This window comes from Algicola sagamiensis DSM 14643, from assembly GCF_000374485.1.
Lineage (GTDB): Bacteria > Pseudomonadota > Gammaproteobacteria > Enterobacterales > Alteromonadaceae > Algicola > Algicola sagamiensis.
Map to the genome: position 1 here is coordinate 113549 of NZ_KB894496.1, position 15788 is coordinate 129336.

Annotated in this window: 15 protein-coding genes; 9 read left to right on the forward strand and 6 right to left on the reverse strand. The window is 42.0% G+C overall.

The annotated features are described in order from the left end of the window. Positions 1-28 precede the first annotated feature (28 nt). The 5 genes from C505_RS0110810 (at position 29) to C505_RS0110830 (ending at position 5566) form a co-directional block, all read left to right on the forward strand. A complete protein-coding gene (locus C505_RS0110810; protein ID WP_040439757.1) occupies positions 29-1681 on the forward strand; it encodes a SulP family inorganic anion transporter in 1653 nt (550 codons plus the stop codon). A 102-nt stretch (positions 1682-1783) separates the two neighbouring features. After that, positions 1784-3700, forward strand: a complete 1917-nt coding sequence (locus C505_RS0110815) for an ATP-dependent DNA helicase (RefSeq protein ID WP_018692635.1) — start codon at positions 1784-1786, stop codon at positions 3698-3700. A gap of 2 nt (positions 3701-3702) precedes the next feature. Further along, positions 3703-4392 carry a tRNA (adenosine(37)-N6)-threonylcarbamoyltransferase complex dimerization subunit type 1 TsaB gene (tsaB, locus tag C505_RS0110820; protein WP_018692636.1) on the forward strand — a complete coding sequence of 230 codons (690 nt, stop codon included), beginning with the start codon at positions 3703-3705 and terminating at the stop codon, positions 4390-4392. Positions 4393-4497: 105 nt separating this feature from the next. After that, positions 4498-4803 carry a hypothetical protein gene (locus C505_RS0110825; RefSeq protein ID WP_018692637.1) on the forward strand — a complete coding sequence of 102 codons (306 nt, stop codon included), beginning with the start codon at positions 4498-4500 and terminating at the stop codon, positions 4801-4803. Positions 4804-4840: 37 nt separating this feature from the next. Continuing rightward, a complete protein-coding gene (locus tag C505_RS0110830) occupies positions 4841-5566 on the forward strand; it encodes a hypothetical protein (RefSeq protein ID WP_018692638.1) in 726 nt (241 codons plus the stop codon). A gap of 24 nt (positions 5567-5590) precedes the next feature. On the opposite strand, the gene C505_RS0110835 is transcribed toward C505_RS0110830, so the two are convergent. Both C505_RS0110835 and C505_RS0110840 read right to left on the reverse strand, forming a co-directional pair. Then, positions 5591-5947, reverse strand: coding sequence for an Hpt domain-containing protein (locus C505_RS0110835; protein WP_018692639.1), 357 nt, complete (start codon positions 5945-5947; stop codon positions 5591-5593). Positions 5948-6006: 59 nt separating this feature from the next. After that, complete coding sequence (locus C505_RS0110840) at positions 6007-7164, reverse strand: response regulator (protein ID WP_018692640.1); 1158 nt, start codon at positions 7162-7164, stop codon at positions 6007-6009. 227 nt (positions 7165-7391) lie between these two features. Here C505_RS0110840 and C505_RS0110845 point away from each other — a divergent pair, with 227 nt between their 5' ends. After that, positions 7392-9074, forward strand: a complete 1683-nt coding sequence (locus C505_RS0110845; protein ID WP_018692641.1) for an amidohydrolase — start codon at positions 7392-7394, stop codon at positions 9072-9074. Here the strand turns inward: C505_RS0110845 and C505_RS0110850 are convergent. The 3 genes from C505_RS0110850 to C505_RS0110860 form a co-directional block, all read right to left on the reverse strand. Next, positions 9071-9613 (reverse strand): hypothetical protein, encoded by a 543-nt coding sequence (locus C505_RS0110850; RefSeq protein WP_018692642.1) that lies wholly within the window; start codon positions 9611-9613, stop codon positions 9071-9073. The genes C505_RS0110845 and C505_RS0110850 overlap by 4 nt on opposite strands. A gap of 182 nt (positions 9614-9795) precedes the next feature. Further along, on the reverse strand, positions 9796-11274 hold the full coding sequence (locus C505_RS0110855; RefSeq protein ID WP_018692643.1) for a BCCT family transporter: 1479 nt from the start codon (positions 11272-11274) through the stop codon (positions 9796-9798). A 204-nt stretch (positions 11275-11478) separates the two neighbouring features. Beyond that, positions 11479-12303 (reverse strand): substrate-binding periplasmic protein, encoded by an 825-nt coding sequence (locus C505_RS0110860; RefSeq protein WP_018692644.1) that lies wholly within the window; start codon positions 12301-12303, stop codon positions 11479-11481. A gap of 362 nt (positions 12304-12665) precedes the next feature. Here C505_RS0110860 and C505_RS0110865 point away from each other — a divergent pair, with 362 nt between their 5' ends. Both C505_RS0110865 and C505_RS22115 read left to right on the forward strand, forming a co-directional pair. Further along, positions 12666-13106 carry an acyl-CoA thioesterase gene (locus tag C505_RS0110865; RefSeq protein ID WP_018692645.1) on the forward strand — a complete coding sequence of 147 codons (441 nt, stop codon included), beginning with the start codon at positions 12666-12668 and terminating at the stop codon, positions 13104-13106. Between the two features lie 88 nt (positions 13107-13194). After that, the gene (locus C505_RS22115; protein WP_018692646.1) at positions 13195-13878 is read left to right on the forward strand and encodes a M50 family metallopeptidase; all 684 of its coding nucleotides are present in this window, start codon (positions 13195-13197) and stop codon (positions 13876-13878) included. A 73-nt stretch (positions 13879-13951) separates the two neighbouring features. On the opposite strand, the gene C505_RS0110875 is transcribed toward C505_RS22115, so the two are convergent. Then, positions 13952-14908 carry a type 1 periplasmic-binding domain-containing protein gene (locus C505_RS0110875; protein ID WP_018692647.1) on the reverse strand — a complete coding sequence of 319 codons (957 nt, stop codon included), beginning with the start codon at positions 14906-14908 and terminating at the stop codon, positions 13952-13954. Between the two features lie 244 nt (positions 14909-15152). On the opposite strand from C505_RS0110875, the gene C505_RS22120 reads away from it, so the two are divergent. Continuing rightward, positions 15153-15782: a dioxygenase family protein gene (locus C505_RS22120; RefSeq protein ID WP_018692648.1), complete on the forward strand. Its 630-nt coding sequence runs from the start codon at positions 15153-15155 to the stop codon at positions 15780-15782. The last annotated feature ends 6 nt before the right edge of the window (positions 15783-15788 follow it).

Here is a 15788-nt window from a genome sequence, read left to right on the forward strand (position 1 = left end):
TTCTGATTGGTGTCTTCGTGTAATTGTCATGCAAAAAATATTCAATTCTTTTTCTTTCCATCACCTGCGCGGTGATCTTTGGGGTGGAGCCACTGCTGCAATCATTTCTTTACCGATGGCGCTAACATTTGGTGTTGCATCAGGTGCTGGTGCTGAAGCGGGCCTTTATGGTGCAATTCTGGTTGGGTTATTTGCGTCATTATTTGGCGGAACTCCCACGCTGATATCTGAGCCAACCGGACCCATGACGGTGATGATGACGGCTGTCATAGCCAGTTTAATTGCGACAAACCCTGAGTCTGGGATGGCAATGGCATTTACGGTCGTGATCCTCGCTGGCTTTTTCCAAATGCTGTTTGGTTTTTTGAAACTTGGGCGATACATCACCTTGATCCCACAAAGTGTCATTTCCGGTTTTATGTCAGGAATAGGCATCATCTTGGTCATATTACAGATTGGTCCAATTCTGGGGCAGCCTCCTCAACCAGGTGGCGTTATGGGGACGCTGAACGCACTGCCTGACTTTGTTTCGAATATTAACTTCTATGAATGCGGGATCGCCCTTGCAGCATTAAGCATTCTGTTTTTCTATCCAAATCGATGGAAGCGATTTCTTCCACCACAGCTTGTTGCCTTACTTCTCATCACTGTATTGGTCAGTTTGTTCTTAGGCGATGTTGATATTCGTCGAGTTGGCATGATTGATGTGTCTTTTCCTGTACCCAGCTTCCCTATCTTTACGCAAGAACAAATGGTGCTCATGCTTGTGGATGGCATGGTGCTGGGTATGTTGGGTTGTATCGATTCAATGCTCACTTCTGTCATTGCCGATAACTTAACCAAAACAGAACATCAATCAGACAAAGAATTAGTGGGGCAGGGGATTGGGAATATGGTTTCTGGGCTATTCGGTGGCTTACCCGGTGCCGGAGCAACGATGGGCACTGTTGTCAATATTCAGGCAGGTGGTCGAACTCACCTCTCCGGTGTGATCCGAGCAGTTGTATTGATAATCGCTGTATTTGGATTTGCTGGTTTATTGCAATATATTCCTTTAGCATTACTCGCCGCGATTGCCGTCAAAGTGGGTCTTGATATTCTAGATTGGAGTTTTATAAAGCGGGCGCACAAAGTCTCATGGCAATCTGCATTAGTGATGTACAGTGTCATCGGACTTACCGTTTTTATTGATTTGATTGTCGCCGTTGGTGTGGGGGTTTTCGTTGCAAATATCATGATCATCGAAAAGCTCAGCATGGCACAGCAGGAAGAAATCAAAGCCATTAATGCGCTTGATGAATCAGCACCGCTGACTGATAAAGAGCGGGATTGCTTGTCTCTTTTTTCTGGTAAACCTTTGTTAATTGATTTAAATGGTCCCATGATTTTTGGTGTGGCAAAGGCACTTGCCCGACACTTAAAGCAAATTTCAAATTATGACCTGATCATTTTTGACTTAGAAGGTGTCTCCATGTTGGATGATACGATGAGTTTGACGATTGAAAATGCAATTCAGCAGGTACAACAAGCCAATAAGCATGTTGTTGTTGTTATTCAAAATGAGCATCTTCTCCAAAAGTTTCAACGTATGGGGAGTTTTGAACAATTTCAAAAGCAAGTGATTTTCTCTTCGAGAGAGGATGCCTTGAACTATGTCGCATCGATTTGTCAAAAACAGTGAATTTTATCATTCATGAAAGAAATATTTTTCATCCCGAGCGTTCAATTTTGCCCAATAATGGAAGACAATGGCGGATTGATTTCGATGTTCAGGTGATACCCGTTGACAAAAAAAATCACACAGGTTTTTGCAAAGGAAGGGCCTTTTGCAAAAACCTTTTCCCACTATCAACCCAGAGAAGCGCAGATCCAAATGGCGGAATCGGTCCATCAGGCGATTGTGGATCGACAACAACTGCTTGTTGAAGCGGGGACGGGGACAGGGAAAACGTATGCTTATCTTGTTCCGACACTCTTATCCGGGAAAAAAGCGATTATCTCAACGGGCACGAAAAACCTTCAGGAACAGCTCTATCTGCGCGACTTACCTGTTGTGCAGAAAATTCTGGGGTCTTCTGCTCAAACTGCCCTGCTAAAGGGGCGTTCAAACTACCTGTGTCTTTATCGTTTAGAAGTGAACCATCATCAGCTTCCCGATTATGATCGCGATGTATCCTCAGAAATCGCAAAAATTCGTCAATGGGCATCAGAAACAGTGGATGGTGATTTAGGGAGTTTGACTCATATCGAAGAAGACAGCCGTGCTATTCCTTATGTCACCAGCACCGTCGAAAACTGCTTAGGCAAAGACTGTCCGTACTTTACTGATTGCTATGTCGTCAAAGCCCGTAAAAAAGCGCTGGAAGCAGATTTAGTCGTCGTGAATCATCACTTATTCTTTGCAGATATGGCACTCAAAGATACAGGATTTGGGGAATTGATCCCAAATGCAGATGTCCTAGTATTTGATGAGGCCCATCAAGTGCCAGACATCGCGACGGATTATTTTGGTGAAGGCGTATCGACTAGGCAAATGTTAGAGCTTGCACGGGATGTTCGAGTAGAGTTTCGCACCCATATTCGAGATATGGATCAGTTAGGCAAGTCTGCAGATAAGCTGGAACATGCTGTCTCAGATATGCGACTTCAGTTTCCTGATCAGACGGAAAGGGGCCGCTGGCACATCAAATTCAACCAACCCAATGTTCAAGATGCTTTTTTTGAACTCAAAAAGGCACTTGCATTTCTTTATGATGTGTTAAAGCTGGCGATTGGGCGTAGTGAAGCAATTGATCGTTACTTTGAACGTTGTATTGAACTTAAAAATAAACTCTCCAAGTTTGAGGATATGCATAGCGCTAATACGATTTTGTGGTACGAAACAACAAAGAGACACCTTGTACTCAGGTTGACGCCTTTATCGATTGCGGACAAGTTTTCCGAATATATTCGTCGCTCGCAGATGGCCTGGGTTTTTACATCTGCAACATTATCTGTGGATGATTCTTTTCATCATTTCACGGAGCATTTGGGGTTATCTCATGCCAAAACGGCGATTTATCCAAGCCCATTTGATTATCCGCATCAGGCTTTACTTTGTGTTCCGCGATTTTTACCAGAACCAAATAGTCCAGATATGGGAGATGCGTTTGTTCGAACGGCTCTGCCGCTGATTGAAGCAGCGAAAGGTCGAACTTTTCTGTTATTTACGAGTTATCGAATGATGCTAGAAGTCGGAACAAAACTGAAAGCGTTGACAGATCTTCCATTGCTTGTTCAAGGCACAACAAGTAAGCGAATGATGCTGGAGCGATTTACGCGTCTTCGGCAAGCAGTGTTATTGGGGACTGCGAGTTTCTGGGAAGGAATTGATGTTAGAGGCGATGCGCTGACTTGTGTTATGATCGACAAATTGCCGTTTGCATCGCCAGCAGATCCACTGCTTCAGGCAAAAGCTGAAGTTGTTCAGCGGCAAGGACTAGACCCGTTTGCGACGCAACAACTCCCACAAGCGGTGATTTCACTCAAACAGGGTGTTGGGCGACTCATTCGGGATGTGTCTGACCAAGGTGTATTGGTGATTTGTGATAACCGCTTAGTGACACGCCCTTACGGGGAAGTATTTATCAAAAGCCTGCCGCCGATGAAGCGGACTCGAGATTTAGACCAGGCTGTTCGTTTTTTAAAAGCAATGAAGTGACCATGTCGACAAAAATTTTAGCAATCGATGCAGCAACAGAAGCATGTTCTGTTGCACTTTTGACGCAAGAGCAAACGGTTTCACGATTTGAGGTGATCCCACAACAACATAGCCAACGTTTATTGCCGATGGTGGATGAAGTCTTGCAAGAAGCGAATATGACGCTTTCAGATGTATCTGCAATCGCGTTTGGACGCGGGCCGGGAAGCTTTACAGGGGTGAGAATTGGCGTAGGTATTGCTCAAGGACTTGCATTCGGTGCGAATTTACCAATGGTGCCAGTATCATCTTTAGAAGCCATGGCTGAAGGAGCCTATCGCGAACACGGTGCTGAGCAAGTCATTGCCGCAATTGATGCCCGGATGGGAGAAATCTACACGGCAACTTATCAGCGTCAAGATACTGGCGAGTGGCTTTGTCTGGATCCTGAGTGTGTCATGAAGCCAGAAGACGCAGAATTTTCTCTATCAGAAGCAACAGTCGTCGGGACAGGCTTCGAAACCTACCAAGATATATTGATGGCGAAAGGTCAATTTATGCAGAGTGATCGTATTCTGCTCCCTGCTGCATTGGATATGGTGACGCTTGCAGCTCGATATTTTGTGAAAGGGCAAACCGTTCGGGCAGAAGAAGCTGAGCCGGTGTATGTTCGAGATACTGTAACTTGGAAGAAGTTGCCAGGGCGGGAGTAGAAGCGCCAGAATCATAGGCATAGTAAGGGTAGTCGTCTATCCTTACTCATAAGGCGAATGAACGAGATATCATCGAAAGCCGCTTTTATATAGGAATTATTGAGTATGCCCCAGGGGATTGGTTATTCATTCTCGACAAATATTCAAACACCTGACCTGTTTTCTGGCTCTCAGCCAAGACAGGGTTTAAATACGCCTGAACAAACGCCAAATGATCAACCACCACAACAACGTGAACCCAGTATACGACAAGACCCTAGAGGGATTGAAGTCCTTGAACAATCACGAACAGTCATATCTGATGTACCGGGACGGAATGCAAGCTTGGCAATTGAGGCCTATGAAGGACTTGCTACTTTATCCCGCCGAGAAGAATTAGAAAGCCTTGTTGGCGTGGATGTGTTTGTATAATATCAGGAACACATTTTCATATTGTCGATAGAACATCATGCTTCTCAAGCGTCTTCGAGCCGTATTTGAACAAAAACTTATCCAATTTGCGATCCGGTTTGGTTGGTTAAAGGAAAGCCGATTGGATGCGGCTTACCTGAAGCAACAGATTGGTCAAAACCTGCCGGAAACAATCGAGTTAAAAGTCCCAAGTGGAGAGGGTCAATTGCGCTTTTTAGAGTTCGATATTGACATCGGCCAGCCTTCGCCCAAGACATTACAATTTTCATTTCTGGGTGAGATTGAGATCCGATTATTGAATCAGACTGTGTATCGTGTCCATTTAGATCTTCATCTTCAAGTGATGCCGAGTTATTGTCCATCCCAAAAGCGTTTGTCCTTTACAGATATGTCCATTCGCGATTTGCGACTTATTCAAGATGATTATGCTTTGATCCAGGATGGTATGGCGCTTATCCAGTTGTTCATTCCAAATTCATTGAGTTCGATTGTGCGTGCAACAATGGCAAAAGCGTTTGAAATGATGGCTCAGGTTACCCAGGTTGAACTACAGGAATATATCTCATTGTATCTGGACGGCAGTAAGCAAAAGGTTCTGGATTATCATCGACAGGATATTGAGTGCTACCTTCAGGCGTTAGCACAAGATGGATTTTTTGATTACACCATGGATAGCGAGGATCCGGAAGAACGCGTGTTTATCCAATTTGGGAAACAAGTCTACGTTGAAGAGCGAGCGCTTATTTTCTCTTTTCGAGAATGACGCTTTATTTTGATTGGTGCTGCTTCACAACGTGTTATCGAAGTTCGCTGCTTTTACAGCAGAGACAGCTTCCTCAAGTTGATTACAAAAATGAGGAGCAAGCCTTCGGATAAGCGGTATGTCGTTTTCGTTCAAAGCGCTTTGAAGTGAATCTGAAATATCGCTTAACTCGATAAAACCCAGTGTATTTGCAACACCTTTTATAGTGTGTGCGAAGTGCTTTGCTTCTCGATTCTGCTCGGATTCAATCATTGTTTCTAAATCACGAGTCTTATCATGATACTCTTTGATAAACGCTTGTAATAATTGGTGATAGAGAGCTTGATTCCCGCATGCATTTGCGAGTCCCCTTTGTGTATCACAAATATCTTTCAGTTCCATGATTGTCCCTCGAACAGAATCTAAACAAAATAATTATAGTATAAGGTTTGTGAGCATATTCATGTCTGTTGTGTCATCGTTACAGGTATCGTAAATAACTGTTTATCGACAGTTTGTAGCCTTTCGTGTCGCAATAGATGAGTATAGTCAATGGGTGCGCTTGTAGATAAAAAACTGACTTCTAAATGAAAAGAAGCTTTTGGTGCGCAGTTTTGGCTGATTTTATTCAGCGATTGTTTTAACGTTTCCATCAAGTGTAAGACATTTTTCATTGGTTCAATTGAAGTTAACAATAGGCCAAAAGTTTGTGGTGAGATTGCTGCTGTGAAATGAAGCAGAGACTGCTCATGAAAAAAATGATTGAGTTGTTCGTTCAACTGAGAATTTAAAAGACCTTGATGAATGGAGTCTTGAAAATTGATCCGGACGATAACGAGTGTTCCCAAGCTATCTAGGCCAACCTTTTTCAACAACTCAATCCGTTTTAATAACTCTTTACTATCAAACAGGAATGGCTTTGCGGGCTGCTCCAGCTTCAGTAATACGACTAAGTATGGATAAGGTTCATACTTGTTCCAGTAACAACGTAAAGTGGTTTGGATCTGAATTTGGTTATTGGTCAGCAGGACTTGATGATCCCAATAACGATTCACTTGTAGATAGCTTTTTAACCATGAAAAATTAAGTGCAGGTGAAGCAAATAAAGCATCAAAGTGGCTTAAACTGTCCAGGCAGTCCACCCCTGTTTCTTCGTATGGGCAATATTGTCCATCTGGATTAAACAAGAGTGCATGAGAAAAAGGATGTTGAAGCATATCCGTAAGCCCTTCTTCGAGTCCCTGATCATTCTTGATAGCGATAGCGCTTTGCAGCTCGTGAAAAAGTAACTCTTCTGATTCCAAACGGTCAATACACTTTGAAATTCCTTCTGGGTTGATATTCGGAATTATTTTTTCAAACTCCTGAGTGGTTGATAATAGAATGCGGATTGCGTCCGGTTGCCTTATTTTTACGCAATACAGAAAGTCCTGATTTGGTGCGGATGGCGGGTGTATATTTGCAATCACGACGTCAATACTTTGTGATTCTAGGCATTGTAGGGCCAAGTCTGCATTTTGGAAGCTGATGATTTCAAAACCACGACGCTCTAGATCACACTTGAGTGATTGTGCTGTCGTGTCTGATTCATCATCATAAAGTAATATGGATGTGGCCATAGTGTTTGTCACTCATATCAAATGACCAAACGTTCTTTCAATGCCTGAGCGGTTCCTTTTGTTCTGATACTGCAAACGATTGAGTCAGCAAAGGTCAAAGGACTTACTGATGGAAGTATAGTTCGTTCCTTTTTCTTCCACATTCATGGGACTGAAATTATTCTTTCGGTTCATTTGAAAGCGTTGATAAACTGAAAGGTAAGTCTCTCGGAAATATCTAAAAAAGCATGATAAAAAAATTAACAATTTTCTTTTTGCTCACACTTTTTTGTCTGATTGGCATGACTGCGAGTGACATTGAACCTGGTGCTGATCTGGTACTGATGAATGGTCCGATTTATACCGCAGACCCACAAGACCGAGTTGTCCAAGGTATGGCAGTGCAAGCGGGTGAGATCGTCGCTGTAGGTCCGATGATGCAAATCAGAGCATGGATAGATGAAGAAACAGAAGTCATTGATCTCAAAGGTGCATTTGCAATGCCTGGTTTTCATGATGTTCATATACATGCATTGGAGGCAGGCTCAACCGTTGGAGGAAACTGTTGGTTAAAAACGAAAGATGACCCTTATGCCTATCAAAAAGAACTATTACAATGTGCGAAAGAAGCCGAAGGGACTGAGTGGGTATTGGCGTATGGGCATGATATTGAGACTTTATTTGAGCTGAAAGAAGATCCTGCTCATGTTCTGGATAGATGGTTTCCTGATACACCTGTTGCTGTGATGGAACAATCATCCCATAGTGTCTGGGTGAATTCAACAGCGCTGAAAGTTGCCAAAATTACGGGCAAAACGCCCAATCCAATTGGTGGGATTATATATAAAAATAAATCTGGTCAGCCAAATGGTTTATTGCTGGAAGCCGCTGGAGAGAAAATATTCAACTTAGCACTTCAACCCTCCAAAGAGGCCTACGAAATCAACCGAGCTGGACTTGACTGGGCGATGCAAGAATTAGCAAAAAATGGGATCACTTCGATTGCAGATGCGCGAGTTTATTGGAAAAGAGGTTGGTTGGATGTATGGAAAAAAGCAGCAAAGTCAGATGCATTAACGGCTCGAGTTAATCTAGGGATGTGGGCTTATTCTGATATGGATGATGATGTACAGATTAGCCAGCTTCGTTCGTTTTATGAGAATAATCCAAGATCATTGCTCAAAATTAATCAAATTAAAATCTACAGTGATGGGACCCTTCACCATACAACGGCTGCATTAAAGCAACCATATCAGCACTCGATGAAAGGGGTACCAAAAAAAGGTTTGTATTACTTCGATGAACATCGCTTAAAAAAATACATACAGGCTTTGCAGCCACTCGGTTATGACTTTCATATCCATGCAATCGGGGATCAAGGCGTCAATAGTGCCCTCAATGCGATTCAAGCAACGAAACAAGCAAAATACCCAATGCGTCATCGGATCACGCATTTAGAACTGGTCGATAAGTCAGATATTCCGAGATTTAATCAACTGGGTGTGATTGCTGACATGCAAGTTGCGGGTGAGTTTACGTCACCTAAAAACCACCATTGGATGGAACATGCGATTGGCAAACGGGCATATCAGACTTTTTTGTTGAAGGATTTTGTTGACTCTGGGGCTGTTGTGACATTAAGCAGTGACTGGACTGTATCTCCGTTATCTCCATTGACAGGGATCTATCAAGCTGTCACACGTTCTAAACAATCGATTAGTCGTAAAAAAGCGCTTCGGGCCTATACGATCAATGGGGCATATGCGATGCGTCAGGAAACAGAGACAGGATCACTCGAAGTGGGTAAAAAGGCAGATATTGTGATACTGGATCAAGACTTACTCTCGACGCCCATCCATCAAATTCCTAAAACGGCTGTATTACAAACAATTTTGGAAGGGGAAACCGTCTTCCCCTTTTCGGAGAATTAAGCGACTTCTTCTTTATCTGAGTTGGTGGGGCTTTCCTGAAATTCAGGGACTTCGATTTCAATTGTTGGTTCCATAAAATAAGACTCTAACCGAGCAATCAATGAAGGAAGAACACTGTCATAAAAATCGAGGTTATAATCGCGGCCACTGAGTGGAAGAAGTTGAATAAATTCTTGAATATGAAGGCGTGCCATTTCTTTATCTTCGACAGATTGGGCGATTTGAATTGCTTTATCAATGGTGTTCAAAACGAGGCCGATGGTCTTGTCAAGTTGTGAGAGACTTTCTGTTGATAGTCGACGAAAGATAAAGAAGTTTACGGCGATGAGGTACAACAAATCTCGATCTTTGGGTCGGAGCATCCGCTTTTCTATATACTCGTTGAGTCGACGTTTAAATGTACTCTGTATGAGTTTATGTCGCTGCGCGTTTTCCTTTCGAATACGTTCGAGTTCTTTTTGTTTTTTATTTTCCAGTATCACATACGCCATCATTGCGATGAAAAGCAAAGTGACTAGGATCGTGATCCAAATGGTCATTGGGAGATATCTTATACATTGAATACATTGGAAAATTCTGTCTTAATTCCTGAAGAAAGACAATCTTAATTCAGAAAAAAACACACTAAGCACAATGAGTTAACATTTTCGGAGATGTCATCATGCTAGAATTTTACAAAAATTACAGAAAGCACTTTTGTATTACGTCTTTTTAATGCAACCTAGCTGGATCCTTGGCGCATATCTTTGATAAGAAAGATACATTGTGCAATCAAAATGAGCGTAAAAGGAATCGCACCAGCGATAGCAACTTGTTTATTTAAATCAATATTATTTTGAAATATTAAAGCAACTGTTATTGCAATCAGAATGGTGCTCCACAACAGTTTTGAACGGTTATTCTCTTGTCCCGTCAACAAGCCAGTGACATAAATCGCAGAATCCGCACTGGTGATCACAAATGTAATCAGTAGTAAAATCGCAAGTAGACATAAAAACGTTGTCATTGGGAATATCTGAAAGAACTCATACAGCCCCTGTGTATAATCCGTCCGAACCGCTTGCGTCACGGATTGCAATGCTTCATGCTCAAACAAGCCGCCAGAAAAAGCACTGAACCAAAATATTGATGTGATCGTTGGGAATAATATTGTGCATAAAACAAACTGACGGATTGTTCTTCCACGACTAATTCTGGCGATAAAAGGGCCGACAAACGGCGCCCAGGCAATCCACCAGATCAGGTAGATGACACTCCACCCCGCTCGCCAGTGGCTAGACTCTTGTTCCAACGTCAAAGAAAGATAAGGGAGTTGCTCTATATAGACCCAAGTTGATGTCATGGCTTGTCGTAAAATCACCAGAGGGTCCATCCAGAAAAAGACGAACAGGAGTAACCCTAAGACAAAGATCAAATTAAACTGACTGAGTCGTTTGATCCCTCTTTCAAGCCCCAAGAGAGAAGATGCAGTGAATGCAAACGCAATCATACACAATAGCCCCAAACGGATGTTTAAGCCGCCAAGTGACTCTGAAATCACTTGTTCAAGCCCGGTTTGAATGAGTGCGATTGAGTTTGCCAGTGTACCAGCAACACCAAAAATGACTGCCGTAACCGCCAGCAAATCCAGCAATTGAAAGCGAGGTTTATCTGTTTGAGGTGTAAAACAAGCAGAAAAGTTCAAGGAACGATTTCTTCGAAATGCAAACCACCCAACGGCTAAGCCAGCGATGGCATAGATACTCCACGCATGTACTCCCCAGTGATAGTAAGTGAGTGCTAATGCTGTTTCTTTTGGTGATGCGGCTTGCTTTGCGAAAGGAGGTGGATTGATGAAATGTTGGACCGGCTCTGCAATACCCCAAAAAATTAAGCCTGATCCCATTCCAGCGGCAAAAAGCATCGCAATCCAACTGAAAAAGCCAAACTCAGGTTGATCATCGACTTGTCCAAGCTTATATCGGCCTAAAGGGCTGATTGCAATACATAATGATACGAGGAGTATGCCAGTGGTTGCTAAAATAAAAGCAAGCCCAAACGTATGAACAACCCATTGTGTCCATTGCGAGATGGTTGAAACAACTTCTTTTGGAAAAAGTAGAAAAATTGCTGCAATGAGAGAACAGAGCATAGCACCGATCACATTCTTGCTCATCATTGCTTGATGTCGTTCTTTGAATTCTGAAAATGCCTGTGGCACTGCTTTAACTTCCTAAAGTGAGTCGTTTAGCACACGTTTAGCACAACCAGAGGCATTCAGGCTGTCGAATTGCTCGCTCCTATCAGCGCTTAGCGTGCAGCATTGCGCTTATTAAACTTGAAGCGATTGTAAATATCAAGGAGAACATGAAGGGCATTTGTATTCCGGATGAGCCAGAATGGTAATGCCCCCTGAGTAGAATGATTATAGTTGTGAACACTCAGCAATATATTTATCACGATATCCTTCGCGGGCCATGACTTCTTCATAACCAAGATCAAAAGCAGCCCTTAACTCATTCTTTTTTCTCACGCGTTTTGAGATTAGAAAATAGCCTTTGCTGACAATTGCGGCTTTTTCATCCTGAGTAATCCGTTCTTGCTGGTGTGGTTCTAGATTTTTAAGATTACTTTTTGCTGCCTGCTCGTCCATCAGCGTTGTATCTGCCCGTCGAGAGAGTAGGATTGCAAAATTTTGGTCGATACTGTCAACAACTTTAGTGCGGATCGAGTTGTTTTTAATCGCATCATAAAACGCTTTGTTGTACGTATACCCTCGGTTTATTACAATCACCCGAGAAGTCAGGTCTTCAAAAGACTCCCACTTGAGGGGTTTGTCTTTTAAGAAGTAGAAGTACAAATTCTCCACAGCGACATGATTGTCTGGAAATAGAAAGTCTTTGCGGCGCTCTGCACTATCCAACCAGTGTGCAGTTGCATCAAAGAACCCACGTTTGGTTTCATTGTAAGCGCGGTTCCATTTGACCCATTTAAATTTGACTTTATATCCTTGCGATTCATAAATATCTCGATATAAAGTTGCTGCACAGCCATTGCCTGGTAGCTTTTTACCAGAAAAAGGTGGGTATTCCCCAAGTGCAATTGTAATTTTCGGTGTTCTTTTTTTCGCTTCAGCATATGAGGAAAACAAGCAAACAATCACCATCAATCCTAAGACAATGGCATACATGGCTTGTGCTTTTCCATTCATAGAAAACGGAAGACCGCTAGAAATTTGTTTTTTATACATATCTTTTTTCTAAAGCTTTGAAAATGAGTGTCTCGCCTGTCACAGTGTTCACCCGCCGTTACTCTTCAATAAAGATGAATCCATATTTGATTACACCCATGAAAAAATCACTAATTTTTAGAGTAATGGTAATTACAAGTATGACTAGGATCGTTTAGGGAGCAAATTTTACGGAAAATCTAGTGGTGAAAAAAGCATCTAATCGTTCTTTTTTGTATTTTTCTCATAACATTTTCTTATTAAGGTGAAAATAATTTCTTTGAAGTCCGAAACAGAAATGAAGGTTTGTGAATATAATATTTTTTTCTTAATTTTTTGTATGCAAGAAGGTAAAATTAATGTTTTAGATTCAGGTGAGGCGTATGAATCAATATTGTAATAAGAATCAAGAGGCATTGATTCAAGCACGGATCCAAAGTTCAGAAACTCGAGTAACGAAGACTGTTTTCCCAGCCAGAACCAATCATCATAATACGCTATTTGGTGGAGAAGCGCTTGCTTGGATGGATGAAGTTGCTTTTATTGCGGCGACACGTTTTTGCAGAAGAAACCTCGTGACTATTTCATCAGATCGCGTTGATTTTAAGGAAGCGATCCCAGCAGGCTCTATCGTCGACATTGTGGCCACAATTGAGTCAGTTGGGAATACAAGCCTAAAAGTACGAGTGAATATATTTGTAGAAAGCATGTTTTCTGATGAGCAACACCAAGCGATAAGTGGTTTATTTACCTTTGTTGCTTTAGATGATGATAGAAAGCCGGTCTCTGTACTCTCAAAGTTAAGTGCAGGCATTTTGGTATGAATAGGGTACCCCGGGGAAACTCTCTGTTGACGGTATCTGCTGATGGTGTGTCATAATGGTACGAAGTGTTTAGAATCTTGCTTTCGTTATGTCACACCAAGTTAAAGAACGCCTGCTCCTTGCTGGCTTTACAATTCTGCTTTTTATTTTTTGGAATACTATCTTCGTTTACCCATTAAAGCTGTTAACCGTTTTTTTTCATGAAGCATCCCACGCTTTGATGACATTATTCACTGGTGGAAAAGTTTTGGAGCTCGTTGTGGATCCGATGGCTGGTGGCCATGTCATTTCTCAAGGAGGCAATGATTTTCTTGTCAAAAGTGCAGGGTATCTTGGCTCCCTTGCATTCGGCGTTGCCATTTATAAACTTGCTGCGATGACTCGTTATGATAAAGCAATCATGACTTTTCTGGGTTTCTTCCTCATGGCTATCAGTCTTGTTTACTTTGGTACCGTATTTACCCTAATTTTTTCTGGTTTGACGAGTGCATTGATGATCCTAGTCGGGATTAAAGGCAGTGAATCTGTCAATGATCTTGTCCTGCGACTCATCGGGCTATCGAGTGCTTACTATGTACCTTTGGACATTCTGAGTGACACCATCTTTCGTTCACACCTTCGATCGGATGCACGAATGCTGGCGGAAACTTACGGTGGTACGACAATTTTATGGGGCGGAGCTTGGTTCTTGATTAGTATTTTTGTCGTATACAAGCTGATTTTTTCTGCCTCGATGAAGCAAGATAAATCAGAAGTATTGGAAGAAAGATAAAAGAGCAGGGAGGTCACCTGCTCTTTGTTGCTTTTGATGTGAAAACTATTTTAGCAAAATGATGTGATATGTTTTACTTTCTCGCTCGACGAGCAAACATCATGCCTGCCAAGCCCAGCAAGTAAGCAAAATACATGCTGCCTGAGTCGTCTTTTTCAGATTCTAACTTTCTACGGAAGATATTGTTTGTCTCTCTTCCTTTCAATGTGATGTCCTGATTTGTCCCGGGTTTTTGGATCCTGACACGGGTTAAATAATGCCCTTTCCCAATACTGGAAGGAACATCGAACGTATAATCTGCGTAGAATTTGGAGCTGCTATTTGGATAAATTGTTCTTCTATCAACTTGATCGTAGTGACTTCCTGTTTTTACCTCAGTTAATATTTGAATTGCATCTATTTTGCCCACTTCGGCTTCGCCATTCACTTTAATTCTCAGTTTGCCATGATAGCCATCGTTGTCATCATCATGAGCCTCGATGACAGCTATTTCAGAATATAAGTACAATGAGCCAATGTCATCTTTGGAGCTTTCCAGGTTTATATCCGAGGAAGTCAATTGATTAAAGATATATTCATCGAGATCATGATCATAGATTTTAAAGCGAACGAAATATCGTCCTCGAGGTAAGTTATTCTGGATGTCTTTGTCAATACGGATGGTATTTAAGCCATCAATATCAGCATTTCCAAAATGGTACTCATCGCTTGTATTAATATTTTTTAAATAGACTTTGAGCTCTAGCTCATGATCGTCACTGCGTGCATCAAGATTTCGGATATTTGCTTTCACACTTAAATGGGTGTTGTAGGCATCATTATCACTATCTAATGTAGACACAAGATCATACTTAATCCCTGTATCCCCATCTTCTAGTGTATTGTTTAGCTTTCTCTGAGCACTCTGTGATAGAGCAACTTCATTATTCGTTAGATCCAATGCTTGCGTTTTTAGTTGGATTGTTTCATTTGCTAGAACAGGTGCACTGATACAAGCTGAAGCGACAATTGCGCTAATGATACTTCTCATCGGTATGGGACTCCTTTTAAAATATACGTCACATTCTATGTTGAGATAGATGAATCAGACCTGAATCATAACGAAAAAGTTCTAGGCTTTTATGTTGAGTGTAATCGCCTGTTTTTGAATGTGATTTCTATGTAATTCCTATGTAAATCAAACTAAGTTCTGACGAGTGGCGTTTTCAAGATTGATATATATGGAGGTGAACGACATCAGTCGTCTTAAAAACGATTCAAAGAGGAGTATCAACATGACAAAGTTCGATCGCCGTAAGTTTCTTGCAGCCGCACCAACACTTGCCTTGAGTGCCCCCGTCCTTGCTGGCACAATTGCAACAACGCCAAAACAAATAGAAGGCCCGTTTTATCCTGACGAATTGCCACTGGATCAGGATAATGACTTGATCTGTGAAGATGCAACAGGGTTGAAAACTCAAGGTCAGATCTTGCATATGTATGGGGCTGTGTTTAATGAAAATGCGAAGCCACTCTCTGCTGTCGTTGTAGAAATTTGGCAGGCAGATAATTATGGCATCTACATTCACACCGAAACGCCCAATCGGGAAGATCGTGATCCATATTTTCAAGGCTTTGGGCGGTGTATGACGGATAAACATGGACGATTTATGTTTCGCACTGTGATGCCTGGGTTATATGAAGGCCGAACACAGCATGTTCATTTAAAGGTAAAGCAAGAATCAGAGGAAGTATTGGTTACACAGCTTTACTTCGCTGGACACCATGGGAATAAAGATGATGGTGTGTTTAACATGCTGTCAGCAGCAGAGAAGGAAAGGTTAACACTTTATCCTATCCCTTTCGACACACCTTATGGTACAGCCTATGAGGCTCATTTCCCGGTTGTGATCCCTGCTTCATGAGTTTAG